The organism is Pseudomonas sp. CCOS 191 (assembly GCF_001007005.1).
GTDB lineage: Bacteria > Pseudomonadota > Gammaproteobacteria > Pseudomonadales > Pseudomonadaceae > Aquipseudomonas > Aquipseudomonas soli.
Map to the genome: position 1 here is coordinate 3,847,173 of NZ_LN847264.1, position 16,280 is coordinate 3,863,452.

8 protein-coding genes are annotated in these 16,280 nt (G+C 66.3%); 6 read left to right on the forward strand and 2 right to left on the reverse strand.

Annotated elements, in window-relative coordinates; translation table 11 throughout:
• The first annotated feature begins 124 nt into the window (after positions 1–124).
• The 3 genes from nhaR to CCOS191_RS17070 all read left to right on the forward strand — a co-directional run bounded on the left by nhaR (position 125) and on the right by CCOS191_RS17070 (position 3,065).
• Positions 125–1,018, forward strand: a complete 894-nt coding sequence (gene nhaR, locus CCOS191_RS17060; protein WP_046856231.1) for a transcriptional activator NhaR — start codon at positions 125–127, stop codon at positions 1,016–1,018.
• A gap of 72 nt (positions 1,019–1,090) precedes the next feature.
• On the forward strand, positions 1,091–2,302 hold the full coding sequence (gene sstT / locus CCOS191_RS17065) for a serine/threonine transporter SstT (protein ID WP_046856232.1): 1,212 nt from the start codon (positions 1,091–1,093) through the stop codon (positions 2,300–2,302).
• A gap of 124 nt (positions 2,303–2,426) precedes the next feature.
• Positions 2,427–3,065, forward strand: coding sequence for a YceH family protein (locus tag CCOS191_RS17070; protein ID WP_046856233.1), 639 nt, complete (start codon positions 2,427–2,429; stop codon positions 3,063–3,065).
• Between the two features lies 1 nt (position 3,066).
• On the opposite strand, the gene CCOS191_RS17075 is transcribed toward CCOS191_RS17070, so the two are convergent.
• On the reverse strand, positions 3,067–3,258 hold the full coding sequence (locus CCOS191_RS17075) for a hypothetical protein (protein WP_046856234.1): 192 nt from the start codon (positions 3,256–3,258) through the stop codon (positions 3,067–3,069).
• A 179-nt stretch (positions 3,259–3,437) separates the two neighbouring features.
• Here CCOS191_RS17075 and CCOS191_RS17080 point away from each other — a divergent pair, with 179 nt between their 5' ends.
• The 3 genes from CCOS191_RS17080 to CCOS191_RS17090 all read left to right on the forward strand — a co-directional run bounded on the left by CCOS191_RS17080 (position 3,438) and on the right by CCOS191_RS17090 (position 5,133).
• Positions 3,438–3,902, forward strand: a complete 465-nt coding sequence (locus tag CCOS191_RS17080) for a nuclear transport factor 2 family protein (protein ID WP_046856235.1) — start codon at positions 3,438–3,440, stop codon at positions 3,900–3,902.
• Positions 3,903–4,124: 222 nt separating this feature from the next.
• A complete protein-coding gene (locus CCOS191_RS17085) occupies positions 4,125–4,403 on the forward strand; it encodes a hypothetical protein (RefSeq protein WP_046856236.1) in 279 nt (92 codons plus the stop codon).
• Positions 4,375–5,133, forward strand: coding sequence for a zeta toxin family protein (locus CCOS191_RS17090; protein WP_046856237.1), 759 nt, complete (start codon positions 4,375–4,377; stop codon positions 5,131–5,133). Before CCOS191_RS17085 ends, CCOS191_RS17090 begins: the two co-directional genes overlap by 29 nt.
• 177 nt (positions 5,134–5,310) lie before the next feature.
• Here the strand turns inward: CCOS191_RS17090 and CCOS191_RS17095 are convergent, their stop codons facing one another.
• Positions 5,311–16,137 (reverse strand): peroxidase family protein, encoded by a 10,827-nt coding sequence (locus CCOS191_RS17095; protein WP_046856238.1) that lies wholly within the window; start codon positions 16,135–16,137, stop codon positions 5,311–5,313.
• Between the last annotated feature and the right edge of the window lie 143 nt (positions 16,138–16,280).

Genomic DNA, 16,280 nt, shown 5'->3' on the forward strand with positions numbered 1-16,280 from the left:
TCGCTTGTCGAATGCCGGGCGGCGCTTCATGCGCCTGATGGGGTGGCATTCTAGTGGGGCTGAAACATCCGGAAAATTCGTATTTTCAGCGTGTATACTTCGGTTTTTCCGAATCGAGGCGAACATGCTCAACTATCGCCAGCTCCACTATTTCTGGGCGGTGGCCAAGACCGGCAGCATCGCCCGCGCCAGCGAACAGCTCAACCTGACCCCGCAGACCATCAGCGGCCAGATCAGCCTGTTCGAGCAGACCTGGAACCTGGAGCTGTTCCAGCGCGTCGGGCGCCAGCTGGAACTGACCGAGACCGGGCGCCAGGCCTTGGCCTACGCCGAGCAGATGTTCCAGATCGGCGGCGAACTGGAGGCCATGCTGCGCGCCGGGCCGCAGGAGCAGATCCTGTTTCGCGTGGGCGTGGCCGACGTGGTGCCCAAGTCCATCGTCTACCGCCTGCTGGCACCGACCATGGAGCTGGAGGAGGTACTGCGCATCAATTGCCGCGAGGACAAACTCGAACGCCTGCTGGCGGACCTGGCGATCCAGCGTCTGGACCTGGTGATTTCCGACAGCCCCATGCCCAGCCACCTGGACATCAAGGGCTACAGCCAGAAGCTCGGCGAATGTGGCCTGAGCTTCTTCGCCACCCCTGCGCTGGCCGAGCGCCTGAAGCGGCCCTTCCCCGCCTGCCTGGACGACGCGCCGCTGTTGATCCCAGGCCAGGAAACCGTGCTGCGCAGCCGCCTGCTGCGCTGGCTGGCCGAGCAGCAGGTGCAACCGCGGATCGTCGGCGAATTCGACGACAGCGCGCTGATGCAGGCCTTCGGCCAGTCGGGCAGCGGCATCTTCGTCGCCCCCAGCGTGATCGCCGAAGAGGTCTGCCGCCAGTACGGCGTGCGCCTGATCGGCCAGACCGAGGCGGTAAACGAGTCGTTCTACGCCATTTCGGTGGAGCGCAAGGTCAAGCACCCGGGGATCCTGGCGATCACCGAAGGCGCGCGGCGCGAGCTGTTTCACTGGTAGGCCCGCGCCTACAGGAGCCAGCGCGGTCTGTGGTAAAGTCGCGCGCTTTCACGTAACTGGATTGCGCTGCACATGACCCCCATCCTCCGCCTCATCAACCGCACCGGCCTGGTGACGCAGATCTGCATCGGCCTGGTGGCCGGCATCGCCCTGGCCCTGCTCGCCCCCGACGTGGCCCGCGACCTGGGGTTCCTCGGCAAGGTCTTCGTCAGCGCCCTGAAGGCCGTGGCGCCGATCCTGGTGTTCATTTTGGTGATGGCCTCGATCGCCAACCACCGCCATGGCCAGGAAACCCACATCCGCCCGATCCTCTGGCTGTACCTGCTGGGCACCTTCGCCGCCGCGGTGGTGGCCGTGGTGGCCAGCATGCTGTTCCCCTCGAACCTGGTGCTGAGCACCGGCGAGGCCACGTTGAGCGCCCCCGGCGGCATCACAGAGGTGATGCAGAACCTGTTGCTCAGCGCCGTGGACAACCCGGTCAACGCATTGCTCAACGCCAACTTCATCGGCGTGCTGACTTGGGCCATCGGCCTGGGCGTGGCCCTGCGCCATGCCGGTGACACCACCCGCACCGTGGTCGAGGACCTGTCCAACGGCGTGACCCTGATCGTGCGCATGGTGATCCGCTTCGCCCCGCTGGGCATCTTCGGCCTGGTCAGCGCCACCCTGGCGCAGTCGGGGCTGGATGCACTGCTCGGCTACCTGCACCTGCTGGCCGTGCTGATGGGCTGCATGCTGTTCGTGGCCCTGGTGATGAACCCGTTGATCGTTTACTGGAAGATCCGTCGCAATCCCTACCCGCTGACCCTGCTGTGCCTGCGCGAGAGCGGCATTACCGCGTTCTTCACCCGCAGCTCGGCGGCCAACATCCCGGTCAACCTGGCGCTGTCGGAGAAGCTTGGCCTGCACGAGGACACCTATTCGGTGTCGATCCCGCTGGGCGCGACCATCAACATGGCGGGCGCTGCAATCACCATCACCGTGCTGACCCTGGCCGCCGTGCACACCCTGGGCATCCCGGTCGACCTGCCGACCGCGGTGCTGCTCAGCGTGGTGGCGGCGGTCTGCGCCTGCGGCGCCTCGGGCGTGGCCGGTGGCTCGCTGCTGCTGATCCCGCTGGCCTGCAGCCTGTTCGGCATCCCCAGCGAGATCGCCATGCAGGTAGTGGCGGTCGGCTTCATCATCGGCGTGCTGCAGGATTCGGCCGAGACCGCGCTGAACTCCTCGACCGACGTGCTGTTCACCGCCGCGGCCTGCCAGGCCATGGAGCGGCCCAGCACCTGAAGCCCCAGCCGTGCCAGCTCCCACGCCTCAGGGGAGCTGGCTTGGCCGGCGACGCCAGCAGTGATTGCTTAAGCCTGGCGCTTTACCTAGGCTAGTGGCCTTTTCCTCGCAATGAGACAGGGCCATGTCAGAACACGAAAGCACCCGCGAAGGCCGTTTCAACAGCATCGAGATCCGCGTGCTCGGTTCACTGATCGAGAAACAGGCCACCAGCCCGGAAACCTACCCCCTGACCCTCAATGCCCTGGTCCTGGCCTGCAACCAGAAGACCAGCCGTGAACCGGTGATGAACCTCTCCCCCGGCCAGGTCGGCCAGGCCCTGCGTGCCCTGGAGAATCAGGAAATGGCCCGCCTGCAGATGGGCAGCCGCGCCGACCGTTGGGAACAGCGAGTGGACAAGGGCCTGGAGCTGGTGCCGGCGCAGCTGGTGCTGATGGGTTTGATGTTCCTGCGCGGCCCACAGACCCTCAGCGAACTGCTGACGCGCAGCAACCGCCTGCATGAGTTCGAGGATGTCGATCAGGTCCAGCACCAGCTCGAGCGCCTGGTCTCGCGTGGCCTGGCCTTGCACCTGCCGCGCCAGGCCGGCCAGCGCGAAGACCGCTACACCCACGCCCTGGGCGACCCGGCCGAGATCGAGGCGATTCTCGCCGCCCGCCAGCAGGAAGGCGGCACGCGCGCCAGCGCGGCGGACGAACGCATCGAGGCGCTGGAAGCACGGGTCGCAGCGCTGGAGGCGCGCCTGGCCCAGCTCGAAGGTTGACTCAGGGCTTTTCGGCGTCGGGGAAGTTACGGCAACTCTTGCGTTCGGCCAGCTCCCGCTCACTGGGTCGCTGGTCGACGAACACGGTGCGGCCGTCGGCGTAGATTTCCAGGTAGCCCCAGTGCAGGTCCCGCTCGGTCTGCCCGGGCTTGGGCGGGACGAGCCACCAGGGTTCGCGGCTGATCAGGGTCATGGCGGGCTCCAGCGAATGTCTGGGGTAACTATAGAAGACAGGCGGGCCAGACGAACCAGGCGGGGATTGTTCCGCAAAGAGCAATTATGAAGTGCCGAGAGCACCGATTCTCCCCACCTACCGAACGGACTAATCTCGATCCTGCAAACCAAGCCCACCGACCTTGAGGATTGACCACGATGTCCCGCCCACCACTGCCCCCCTTCACCCGTGAAACCGCCATCGAGAAAGTCCGCCTTGCCGAAGACGGCTGGAACAGCCGCGACGCCGCCAAAGTGGCCCTGGCCTACACCACCGACACCCACTGGCGCAATCGCGCCGAGTTCTGCAGCAGCCGCGAAGAGGCCCAGGCCTTCCTCACCCGCAAGTGGAACCGCGAGCTCGAATACCGCCTGATCAAGGAGCTCTGGGCCTTCACCGACAACCGCATTGCCGTGCGCTACGCCTATGAGTACCGCGACGACAGCGGCCAGTGGTACCGCGCCTACGGCAACGAGAACTGGGAGTTCGCCGAGGACGGCCTGATGCGCAATCGCCACGCCAGCATCAACGAACAACCCATCAGCGAAGCCGAGCGCAAGTTCCGCTGGCCACTGGGGCGCCGTCCGGACGATCACCCGGGCCTGAGCGACTTCGGCTTCTGAAGACCGACACCGGATCAGCGGGGCCGCTCGACGGCCCCGTTTCAGGTTTGGGAAACGGACTACGCGGCCTGGGGAAACAGTGAGCCCAGCGCTGTGCCAGACTTTGCGGCGAATCCACTTCAGGACAGCCCGATGACCCTCCTTGATGCCTTTTTACAGCGTCGACGCTATGATGCCTCCCATGTGCGCAAGCGGTTTCGCATTGCGCGGAGGTGTCCAGCGATGGCAGCAAAAGCGAAGAAGGTCTCCGAACGGGACCTCGATACCCTTGAACAACAGATTCCCCTGCACGCCAGCGAGGCTACGCATTCGGCCTACCTGCGTGCCCTGCAGGCCAGCCAGCGCGGCGTGCTGTGTGTCGATGACGGTGAACTGGTGCGCGTCGGTGCCGATGGTGCCCGGACCGTGCTGGGCAAGGCCAGCCCCCGGCGCAAGGTCCGGGTCGGCGAAATGATCAGTGTACGCAGGGTCGATGACCAGACGGCCGGCGGGCGTGCCTAGGCTGCGTGTTTTTGCGGGCCCCAACGGCTCGGGCAAGAGCACCATCAAGGCCAGCCTGCCTGCGGCGCTGACACGCCTTTTCGTCAATGCCGACGAACTCGAGCAAGAGGCAAAGGACAGCGGCTTCGTCGACCTCGCCCCGTTTGGTATTCAGGCCACTCAGGCCGAACTGCTGACGTTCCATCTCGATCATCATCTGATTGCATCCCGGCAACTGGCCATGCACGCCAGGCAACTGCAACTGCTCGACAACCGGATCGACTACCGTGCAGTGCCAGTGGACTCGTACTTCGCCTCGGTGATCGCCGATTTCATCCGCCAACGCCTGCTGGAGGCAAAGCAGAGTTTCACCTTCGAAAGCGTCATGTCGCACCCGAGCAAGATCGAATTCATGCGCCTGGCACAAACCCAGGGCTATCGCACCTACCTCTATTTCGTCTCGACCGAAAACCCGCGGATCAATATCGAACGGGTCGCCATTCGCGTGCGCGCGGGCGGCCATCCCGTCAGGGACGATCTGGTGCGCAGCCGCTACGAGCGCTCCCTCGACCTGCTCCCGGAGGCCATCGCCGCCAGCCATCGTGCCTATGTGTTCGACAACTCCGGGCAGAGCGCGGTGTGGCTGGCGGAAATCACCGATGGCGTGCAACTGGAGTACCGCAACGAAGAGATACCCGACTGGTTTTTCGAAGCCTACGTGGATGAAGTGGAGCAGCAAGCAGAGACCTAGGGGTCTGTACGAAATGTGTCTGCGCGAAGGCCATACAAGGCGAAACGGGGGGAGCAAGCGCAGTGTACTGGAGTACATGAGCATTCCGCGCCCCGTTTCAACGCAGTATGGGCGAGTGCAGATACATTTCGTAGTGAGCCTGGCGCAGCGCCGCTGACGCGACGCTGCGCCATTGCCTCAGGACGCCAGGATAAAGTCCGCCGCCGTCACGCTGGTCGCATCCCCTACCCCGACCAGGCGGATGGAGTCAGGCCCACCGAAACTCACCAGGGTATCGGCGCCCACATCGGCAATGCTGACACTGACGGCAAAGGTCGCCGCGGTAATGCTCAGCGCCGTGATATCCAGCCGGTCCTGGCCGCCTGCCGGGGCGGCGTCGAAACCGAACACCTGGTCGGTGCCGAAGCCCGCCGCAAACTGGAAGATATCGTTGCCGTCGTTGGCGACCAGCGTGTCGTTGCCAGCCCCGCCACTGACAATGTCGTCACCGGCACCGCCATCGACGAAGTCATTGCCGTTGCCACCCTGCACCACATCGTTGCCGCCCCCGCCCAGTACCGTGTCGTCGCCATCGCCACCGGCCAGCACATCGATGCCGACGCCACCATCGAGGTTGTCGTTGCCGGCCCCGGCCTGCAGCGTGTCATTGCCGACGCCGCCATTGAGCGTGTCGTTGCCGTCACCGCCGTCGAGGCTGTCATCGCCACCACCACCGTTGAGGCTGTCCGCGCCAAGGCCACCGATCAACTGGTCGTTGCCGGCATCGCCATTGAGCGTGTCGTTGCCCGCGTTGCCGATAAGGGTGTCGTTGCCGCCGTCGCCGGTGAGCGTGTCGTTGCCGCCACCGCCGGTGATGACGTTGTTCAGCCCGTTGCCGGTGCCGACGAAATTGCCGACGCCGGTGTAGGTCAGGTTCTCGACGTTGGCACCCAGGCTGTAGCTGGCCAGCGCGGTCAGCACGGTGTCGATGCCACCACCGCCCGCCTCGACCACCACATCCGAGGCTGAGTCGACAATGTAGGTGTCGTTGCCGGCACCGCCCACCATTCGGTCACCACCTGCCCCGCCATCGAGCCGGTCGTTGCCGGCAGCACCCGTGAGGGTGTTGGCCAGTGCGTTGCCGGTGCCGGTAAAGTTGCCGCTACCGGTGTAGGTGAGGTTCTCGACATTGGCGCCCAGTTGGTAGCTGAGCAGGCTGGTCTGCACCAGGTCGGTGCCGCCACCGGCCACCTCGATGACACTGTCGCCGGCATTGTCGACCACGAAGGTGTCGTTGCCGAGGCCGCCGTCCATGGCGTCCGCGCCAAGGCCACCGTTGAGGGTGTCGTTGCCGTCCTCGCCGAACAGGAAGTCACCGTCGTCGCCGCCGTTGAGGATGTCGTTGCCCGCCCCGCCGAACAGCTGGTCGACAGCGCCCAGCCCATTGAGCGTGTCATTGCCGCCCAGGCCGCGCAGCACATCGTTGCCGACGCCGCCAGTGAGCGTGTTCGCCGCGTTGGTACCCACCAGCGTGACGCCGTTCAGCAGCCGCACCGCGGTGGTCGCCGCGGAGGTCACCGTCTCCTGGGCGCCGAAGCCGTCGGTGTAGCGCACGATCACCCGCAGTTGCTGGTTGCCCTGGGCGAAGCCCGGGGTGTAGCTCGCTGCGGTGGCGCCGGCGATGTCGACAAAGTTGCCGCCCACGCCCTGCTGCCACTGGAAGCTGAATGCGCCCAGCCCGTCGAGGTCGGCGATGCCGGCGGTCGAGGCAGTCAGCAGTTGCCCCTGGTCCGGCGTGGTGTCGCTGATCAGCACCGCGCCGGTCGGCGCGTCGTTGACGTTGGCCACCGGGCCGAGAATGTCACTGGCGGCGCGCTCGGCCACGCCAAAGGTGTCCACGTAGCCCACCTGCACCCGCACATGCTGGCCGACCTGGGTCTGGCCAAGGGTGAAGGTGCTGGCGGTGGCACCGGCAATATCGACCCAGCCCCCACCGTTGTTCATCTGCCACTGGAAGGTGAACGGTGCGCCGCCGATGCCGTCGGCGTCGACGATGGTCGCCGGGTTGGCGCTCAGCACCTGGTTCTGCACCAGCAACCCGGCCACGGCGGGCCCGCTGCTGGGCGCGCTGTTGACTGAGGAGTCGACGATTTCCAAGGTGCCCTTGGCGTCCTGGTACACCGCCCGCACCCGGATATTGAGGCCAGCGACATCGTCCGCCACTCGATAGGTGCTGCCAGTCGCCCGCGAGGCTTCGCCGGCGGCAACGAAGGTGATGTCCTCATAGACGCCCGTGCCGGGGATGCTCTCGACCTGCCAGTAATAAGTCACTGGCCCGTTCAGCGCACCGCTCGGGTTGGCCGCGCCCTGGTTGTCGGCATCGTGCACCGCCAGGTTGCTGACCCGCAGCAGCTGCCCGGCCACGGGCGTGTCGTCGCGCAGACCGCTGGCATCGTCGACAATCGCCAGGTGACCGGTCGGGCCGTTGTTGACGGCGCTGCCCACGCCCGAGGCCTGGGCACCGTCGGCGAACTGCAGGCGCTCGATACCGGTCAGGCGATCGACGCCGTCGCGTCCGACCACCGTGTCGGTGACAATCACCGTGTTGCCCTCGACGACGATGCGGTAGTCGGTGGCGATGCCGGAGAACAGCGCGGTGTCGTACTGGTCGGTACCGCTGAGGATCTCCCGCACGATCACCAACTGGCCGGGGTTGTAGGTGCCCTTGAGCATCAGCGGCACCATCGGCTCCATGCTGTCGAACGAGGCGATTTCCGCCCCGCTGCCGTCGTTGTTGGCGCGCACGCTGATGCGCACGTTCAGCCACTTGTCGCCATCGAGGATGTCGTCGCCGCCACGCCCTTCGATCAGGTCGCTGCCACTGCCGCCGAGGATGATGTTGCCGCCATCGTAGAAGGTCGCGCCGGCGGGCAGCAGCCCGGCAAGGCCGTTGATCAGGCTGATGTTGGTGAGCACGCTACCGGTGGCCCCGGCAGTCGGCAGCGAGGTGGCGTCCTCGTTGTCGCCGCGCAGGAAGTCGCCATGCGCCGAGCCCGACAGGCCTTCCATGATGTCGAAGCGCACCAGCGCCGAAGCCCCCGAGCCCGGAACCGGCGGCACATCGAAGAAGCGGTCGCTGTAGTCGATGCTCACGCCCTGGGCCAGGCCCTTGAAGGTTGCCCAGTCATAGCCCGAGCCGCCGATATAGCGATCGCCAAAGCCGAGGCTGCCGACCATGATGTCGTCGCCGCCCTCGCCGTTGAACTTGTCGTTCTCGTTGCCGCCGACGAACACGTCGTTGCCGATCACCGGGTCGTTGCCGAGGGGGTCGAAGTTGTCGCCGGGGGCGCCGTCCGAGGTGCCCTTCTCGATCCAGTCGTCGCCTTCGTTGCCCATGTCCTGCTCGTTGGCCTTGCTGCCGAGGATGAAGTCGTTGCCCTGGCCGCCGATGGCTTCGGAGGCATCCTCGCCAGTGACGATGAAGTCGTTGCCGAAGCCGCCGATGATCAGGTTGACGCCATTGCCGCCATGCAGCACGTCGTTGCCGTCGCCGCCCTGGATGTTATCGTCGCCGCCCATGTCGCTGATGATGTCGTCGCCAGCGCCACCGCGCAGCTGGTCGTTGCCATAGCCCCCTTCGATACGGTCGTTGCCGCCATCGCCCCAGACCGTGTCATCGCCTTCGCTGGAGACGAGGATGTCGTCGCCCTGGGTGCCACCCAGCACAATGTGCTGGTCACCGGCATAGCGGATGTAGTTGCTGTCGGGACCATCGGTCAGCGGGCTGTCGCGGAACACCACCTGCTGGCCGTTTTCCCCCAGCGGGTCGGCGTTGCCCAGGCCATCGTTGTACTGCTTGCCGCGGTCCAGCTCCAGGTAGAACCCAGGGTCGGAGAACACCAGCCCCGGCAGGTGGGTGGCCGAGGTGTTGGCCATGATCAGCTTGGCGAACGAGTTGCTCTCAAGCTCGGCGTTCATCGACAAGCCGGCGGTGCGCTCCAGGTAGTAGAAGCGGTCGCCGTCCTGCAGTTTCTCCAGCTGGTTCTCGAACACGAAGTTGAAGGTGCTGCCGAGCATGCCGCCGAACGGCGTCTTGGCCTCGGCCAGGCCACCGATCCACAGGTCGATGGCATCGACGCCGGTCACCGTCACACCCTTGAGGTCATCGGCGGTGCCCATTACCCCATCCTTGCCCGCCAGGGTCACGTTGGCCCAGGCACCGCTGCCGTTGAGGAAGTCCAGGCGGTCGCTCGGCGCGCCGGGGCCGCCGAGCACCAGGGCCAGCGCCGCAGCACGCTTGTCGTCCAGGGTATGGGCCGAAGTGATGCTGCCGTGGGTGCCATAGGCCGCGATGAAATTGATCAGCGATTCCGGATGCTTCAAGTGCTGCACCAGGTCGACCCAGCTGGTATAGGGTTTGAGCTGGGTGTCGCCGGTCTGCCCGAAGATGTCGCGGCGCACGGCGTTGAGCGAGGGGATGCCGACATCGCGGCCCCGGGCGATGTTGATCGCGGGCAGGTCCAGTGGCAGGCCGAGCAGGTTGTTGCGCAGCGCCTCGGTGACGAACTCGTCGATCTCGTTGCCGGCCTGGCGGGTCACCCCACGTACGATGGCGCTGGTCGCCTCCTCCGGCGTCACGCCGCTGGCGGCATACGCCAACGGGTTGAGGAACGCCGCGATCAGGCCGAGCTGCTGCTCGGGATTGGCGCTGGCCGGGTCACCGATGACCTTGAAGTCGACGTCAAAACGGTCGACTGTTTCGGTCAGCATCGAGTGACCGAAGCGGTACACGGTGTGCGCGAACTCGGCGACGATCGAGGCATCGAGGTCGACGTCGTAGACCTGGGTCGGGGCGAAGAACAGGTCGACGCGCGGCTGGATGGTGCGGGCGAACTCCTCGAACACCAGGTGCTGGTACTGCATCTCGGTGCCGAACTTGGCCGCCTGGAACAACCGCTCGCCGTTCCACACCAGCGCATCGACCTCTGCCTGGCTGACGGGCAAGGCGCTGACCGGGGTCAGCAGCCACTCGTTGAGGAAGGCCAGGTCGCCCGAGTCGAGCACGGTGTCCTGGGTCTGCGCCACCAGCCGGTTGTGCTCGGCGTGGAAGATCGCATGCACCGCCGTCAGACCGATGTTCTCGTTGACCCGGCCATCCCCGGCTATGTAGTGCGCGTCCAGCAGTTCATTGTCGTAGGCCAGGTTGGCGCCGGTGTGCGGGTTGACCGGCACGGCGTTGCCGGTGGCAGCGTCGGCGTCGGGGGCCAGCACTCCACCGGTGAACACTGGCACGGCATTGTGGGCGATATCGGCAAGGAACTGGTGGCCGGTGCGCACGGCGTTGGTCAGGTCGATCGGCGCCAGCGGGTTGCCTTCGACCAGCACGTCGTCAGCAGTGCCGCCCAGGCCGTCGGCGCCCTTCATCACCACCATCGGATAGCCATGCGGCCCTTTGATGAAGTTGCCATAGGCGTCGGTGGCCAACAGCGGCACATTGTCGACGTCGGCGTCGGTCAGGCGCAGGCCAAGAACATCGTTGGCCTGGGCCTTGACCACCTTCCAGGTGGCCATGCCACCGATCTCGCTGTCGTCGCCGGTACCGAACTTGCCGTCGCTACCCAGGTCGCGGTTGGTGATCAGCCGGCCGGTGGCGATGGGGCCACTGGCGGTGAGCTGGTAGCTGCGCAGGAACACCTGGTGCGAGGGGTGCGAGCTGTAGGTCTGGTTCTGGTCCACGAACGGCGTGGTGGTGTTGCTGTGCTCATGGATGTCATCGGCGTTGCCGAGGATGCCGTCCGGCCCTGGCAGGTTGGTGGCTCGGGTCAGCACCATGAAGTTGGCGGCGCCGCCTGGCACGTACAGCGGATCGTCCGGCTGCAGGGGGATGAAGATGGTCCCCGAACCGCCCTTGGTGACCAGGTCAAGGCCATGGTCGAAGAACTGGCCGAAGAAGGTCATCCAGGCGTTGAACGGCGCCGACAGCCCGGCATCCGCCGAGGTGTTCTCGAACAGGAAGACATCATGGTCGTCGCTGGTGCCGAACTGGCCGTCCATGCCCGGGCTGGCGACCACCCGCACACCGTCCTTGAGCTGGTCGTCATTGCCGGGGGTGCCGAAGTCCAGCACGCCGTTGGCGCCGGGGTCGTAGGCGCTGGCGTAGGCCGCCGGGTTGTTCGAGGTCTGGTCGACGATCAGGTTGCTGATGGTGCGTGGCTGCGAGTCGAACACGTAGCCGCTGGTCTGCTGGTAGGACGAGCCGGGAATGGCCGGCGAACCCGGGCCGAAGAACCCGGCGGGCGCGCCCTCGGCGGCGTTGAACACGGGGTCGGTCAGGCGCGGGAAGACATGGTCGGCGGCGCCGTAGCCGGTGTGGTCGTGGCCATTGAGGTTCATCAGGTTATTGTTCGAGCCGTCGACCGCACGCAGGCCCAGGGGCGCGCGGATGTTGGGGATCAACGAGAGGATGTCCTGCCCGGCGGCGTCCGCCTCGGCGATCTTGATCTGGGCCAGGATGAAGTTGAGGTCGGAGCGGACCATGTGCAAGCCATCGCCCCCCGCACTGGCATCGACCACCGGCGTCGGCGCAGTCGGCACCACGGGAGCGCCGGCCTCGACCACGCTGGTGGGCGCGCTGAACAGCACCTCGGTGGTGCCATGGCCGTCCTGGTAGATCGCCTTGACCCGCAGCGACAGCCCGGCCAGGTCCGGCGACACCTTGAACGCGGTGCCATCGGCGCTCTGGAACGCCAGGTCGCCGGCCGGCAGCAGGATGATGTCCTGGAACACGCCGCTGCCGGGATCGGCCTCGAACTGCCAGTAGTAGGACACCGAGGCATTGGCCAGGGTACCCAGCGGGTTGCCCGCCGTGACATTGTCGCCGTCACGCACGCCAGCCATGCTCACGCTGAGGATATCGCCGACGGTGATCGCACCACCGTTGCCGTCGCTGAGGCTCGGGCTGCCGGTCGGCTGCGCGTTCAGCCCCGGCACCAGCACGCGCTGGGCATCGGCGAACTGCAGGCGCTCGATATGCAGCAGGGTATCGGTGCCGTCTCGCCCGGCCACGGTGTCGGCCACGGTCCACACATCATCTGCCAGGTCGGCGGTGCCACGGGTGTCCTGGGTCACCACATACTCGGCCTGCACCCCGGAGAAGACCGTGGTGTCGAAGGCGGCGCCGCCGGTCGAGGTGCCGGGCAGGATCTCGCGGATGGCCTTCAGCTGGCCCGGGTTGTAGGTGCGATCGAGCATGAACGGGATCATCTCGACCATGCTGTCGAAGCTGGCGATCTCGGGGCCGGTGTGGTTGACGTCGCCCGGGGCATACACCGCGATGCGCACGTTGAGCCACTTGTCACCATCGATCAGGTCGTCACCGCCACGGCCTTCTATCAGGTCGCTGCCATTACCGCCCAGCAGGATGTTGCCGGTGGCGAAGCCGGTAGTCGGCAGCCCGGCGTCGGCAAGGAACTGCGCCAACCCGCGGATCAGCGCAACATTGCTCAGAGCACTGCCCGTCGTGCCGCCATGGTTGAGGATGGTCACCGCATCGACGTCATCGCCCTTGAGCACGTCGGCGAAGCGCGAACCGGACAGGCCCTCGACCTCGGCGAAGCGGTCGAGGATCGACGCCGGCGAGGCGCCGACCGGGTTGAACACCCCGGCGTTCTGGTTCGGCGCATTGCCATGGGGCTGCGCCAGCGCGGCCAGGCTCAGGTCGGCGGTGACGCCGACCTGGTCGTTCTTGTAGGTGACCCAGTCGAAGCCGGACATGCCGTCCATCTTGTCCTGGGCATCGCTGCCGACGAAGATATCGTCGCCGCCCTCGCCGATCATCTCGTCGAAGCCGCCGCCACCGACAAAGATGTCGTTGCCCACCACTTCATCGGTGAGCAGCGGCGCGAAGTTGTCGCCCGGCGCGCCGTCCTGGGTGCCCTTCTCGATCCAGTCGTCGCCCTCGTTGCCGGTGGGCGGCAGGTTGGTCTTGGCGCCAAGGATGAAGTCGTCGCCCTGGCCGCCGAAGGTGGTGCTGATGTCTTCGGTGGTGATGATGAAGTCCTGGCCATCGCCGCCCAGGATCAGGTTGCCGGCGGCGAGCATGCTGCCGGCCACGATCACGTCGTTGCCGGCGTTGCCCTCCAGGCGGTTGTCGCCGAACGCATCGGTGATGATGTCGTCGCCTGCGCCACCGAGCACGGCATCGTTGCCGGCGCCACCTTCGAGGTAGTCGTTGCCGCCGTCGCCATAGAGCGTGTCGTCGCCTTCGCCGGAGATGATGATGTCATCGCCCGCAGTGCCGCCGAGCACCACATGGTCCTCGCCGGTGTAGTGCAGGTAGTTGCCATCCGGCCCCACGGTGTCGGGGTCGTCGCGAATGACCAGCGGCACGACCTCCACGCCGTTGATCTCGATTCCTCCGGCGGGGTCGGCGCGACCGTTGCCGCCCAGCCCGGTGAACTGGTTGGCCTGGTTGACCTCGAGGGTGAAGGTCGGCGTCAGGAACACGGTGTTGGACAGGTGGGTGACATCCGAGTTGGCCATGATCAGCTTGGCGAACGAGTTGTTTTCCAGCTCCGCGCCAAAGTTCAGCCCGGCGGTGCGCGACAGGTAATAGAAGCGGTCGCCGTTCTGCAGGGCCTCCAGCTGGGTCTCGAAGACGAAGTTGAAGGACGAGCCGAGCATGCCGCCGAAAGGCATCTTCTGTTCGGCCAGGCCGCCGACCCAGAAGTCGATGGCGTCGACCCCAGTCACCGTCACCCCGGTCAGGTCGTCCGCGGTGCCCAGCACGCCGTCCTTGCCGGCCTTGGTCACGTTGGCCCAGGTGCCGGTACCGTTGAGGAAGTCCAGGCGGTCGGAAGGCGCGCCGCTGCCGCCCAGCACCAGGGCCAGCGCTGCGGCGCGCTTGTCGGCCAGGGTGGTCGCCGAGGTGATCGAGCCGTGAGTGCCATAGGCGGCGATGAAGTTGACCAGCGACGCCGGGTGCTTGAGGTGGTCGGCAAAGTCGACCCAACTGATATAGGGCTTGAGCTGGCTGTCGCCGGTCATCGCGTAGAACTCGCGCCGCGCCTCGTTGAGCGAGGGGATACCGGTATCACGGCCCCGCGCCAGGTTCAGTGCCGGTAGGTCCAGGGGCAGGCCGAGCAGGTTGTTGCGCAGTGCCTCGGTGACGAACTCGTCGATCTCGTTGCCAAGCTGGCGGGTCACGCCGCGGATGATCGCCCCGGCCGCTTCATCAGCGGTGGCACCACTGCCGGCGAAGGCCAGCGGGTTGAGGAAGGCGGCGATCAGGCCCAGTTGCTGGTCCGGGTTGTCCGGGTCGCTGAGAATCGGGTTGAACGCAGGGTCGAAGCGGTCGACGGTCTCGGTCAGCATCGAGTGGCCGAAGCGGTACACCACATGGGCGAACTCGGCGAGGATCGCCGGGTTGATCGAGGTGTCGTAGCCGTTGGGCGCGAGGAACTCGTCGATCTGCGGCTGGATGGTACGGGCGAACTCCTCGAACACCAGGTGCTGGTACTGCATCTCGGTACCGAACTTGGCGGCCTGGAACAGGCGCTCGCCGTTCCACACCAGCGCAGCCACCTCGGCGGGCGTGGCGGGCAGCGCAACCACGTCGATGGCCAGCCACTCGTTGAGAAACGCCAGGTCGCCGGAGGCAAGCACAGTGTCCTTGGTCTGCTGGACCAGGCGGTTGTGCTCGGAGTGGAACACGTGGTGCACGGCGGTCAGGCCGATGTTCTCGTTGACCCGGCCGTCACCGGCGATGTAGTGGGCGTCGAGCAGCTCGTTGTCGTAGCTCAGGTTGTTGCCACCCGGGCCCATGGGCTGGGCATTGCCCACGGTAGTATCGGCGTCGGCCTGCAGCACCCCGCCGACCAGCACCGGCTCGGCATTGTGGGCGATGTCGTCGAGGAAGCCGTGGCCGGTGCTCACGGCATTGGCCAGGCTGATGGGCGCGGCGCGGTTGCCTTCGACCAGCTGGGTGATGTCGTCGGCGGTCCCGGCAATGCCGTCGGCACCATTGCCCACGCGGATCACCACCTGCGGCATGCCGTTGGGCCCGCGCAGGAAGTTGCCGTAGGCGTCGGTGGCCAGCAGCGGCACCCGGTGCACGTCGGCGTCGGTCAGGTTGATGCCGAGGATGTCGCGGGCCTGGGCCTTGACCACGGCCCAGGTAGCCATGCCGCCGTTCTCGCCGTTGCCATCGTCGCTGGTGCCGAACTTGCCATCGGCGCCCAGGTCGCGATTGGTGATCAAACGCCCGGTCGCCACCGGATGGCCGCTCGCGTCGAGGGCGTACTCGCGCAGGAACACCTGGTGCGAGGGGTGCGAACTGTAGGTCTGGCTCTGGTCGACAAAGGGCGAAGTGGTGTTGGGCTGGCCATCGTCGGCGGTACCGAGCACGCCATCGGCACCGGCCGTGCGCACGGCGCGCGGCAGCACCATGAAGTTGGTCGGGCTGTTGGCCACGTACAGCGGGTCGTCCGGTTGCAGCGGGATGAACACCATCTGGCTGCTGCTCTTGGTGACCAGGTCCAGGCCGTGGTCGAAGAACTGGCCGAAGAAGGTCATCCAGGCGTTGAAGCCGGCGGTCAGGCCAGCGTCCGGCGACTGGTTGGGGATGAAGAACACTGCTTTGTCGTCCGCGGTGCCGAACACCCCGTCGATGCCGGGGCTGAGCACCGGGGCGGCGCCGCCGTTGGCATCGACCGCGGCCGGGTTGTTGGCGGTCTGGTCAACGATCAGGTTGCTGATGGTACGCGGCTGGCTGTCGCTCACCGTGCCGGTGCCGGCATAGGCCGCCCGGTACTGGGCATCCATCAGGCGCAGGAAGGCGTTGTCGGCGGCGCCGAACTCGCTTTGCCCGGCCACCAGGTTGTTGTAGCTGCCGTCGACGGTGCGCAGGCCGAACGGCACCTGGCTGTTGGGCAGCAGGTCGATGAGGCTGGCGCCGTTGGCATGGGCCTCGGCGATGAAGATCTGCTGGAGGATGAATTGCAGGTCGGACTTGCTGAAATTGGCCATGTTGGCTGACCTCGATCTGTCGGGCGGCGGGCAGGCGCAGGCGCTCGCCACGCCCGGTCATTGGCGTGCACGGTTATGCGGTTCGATTGTTAGTGGCGAACACGGGCGCAGCCCGCCGAGCGGGATACGAACCTGGAATTCGC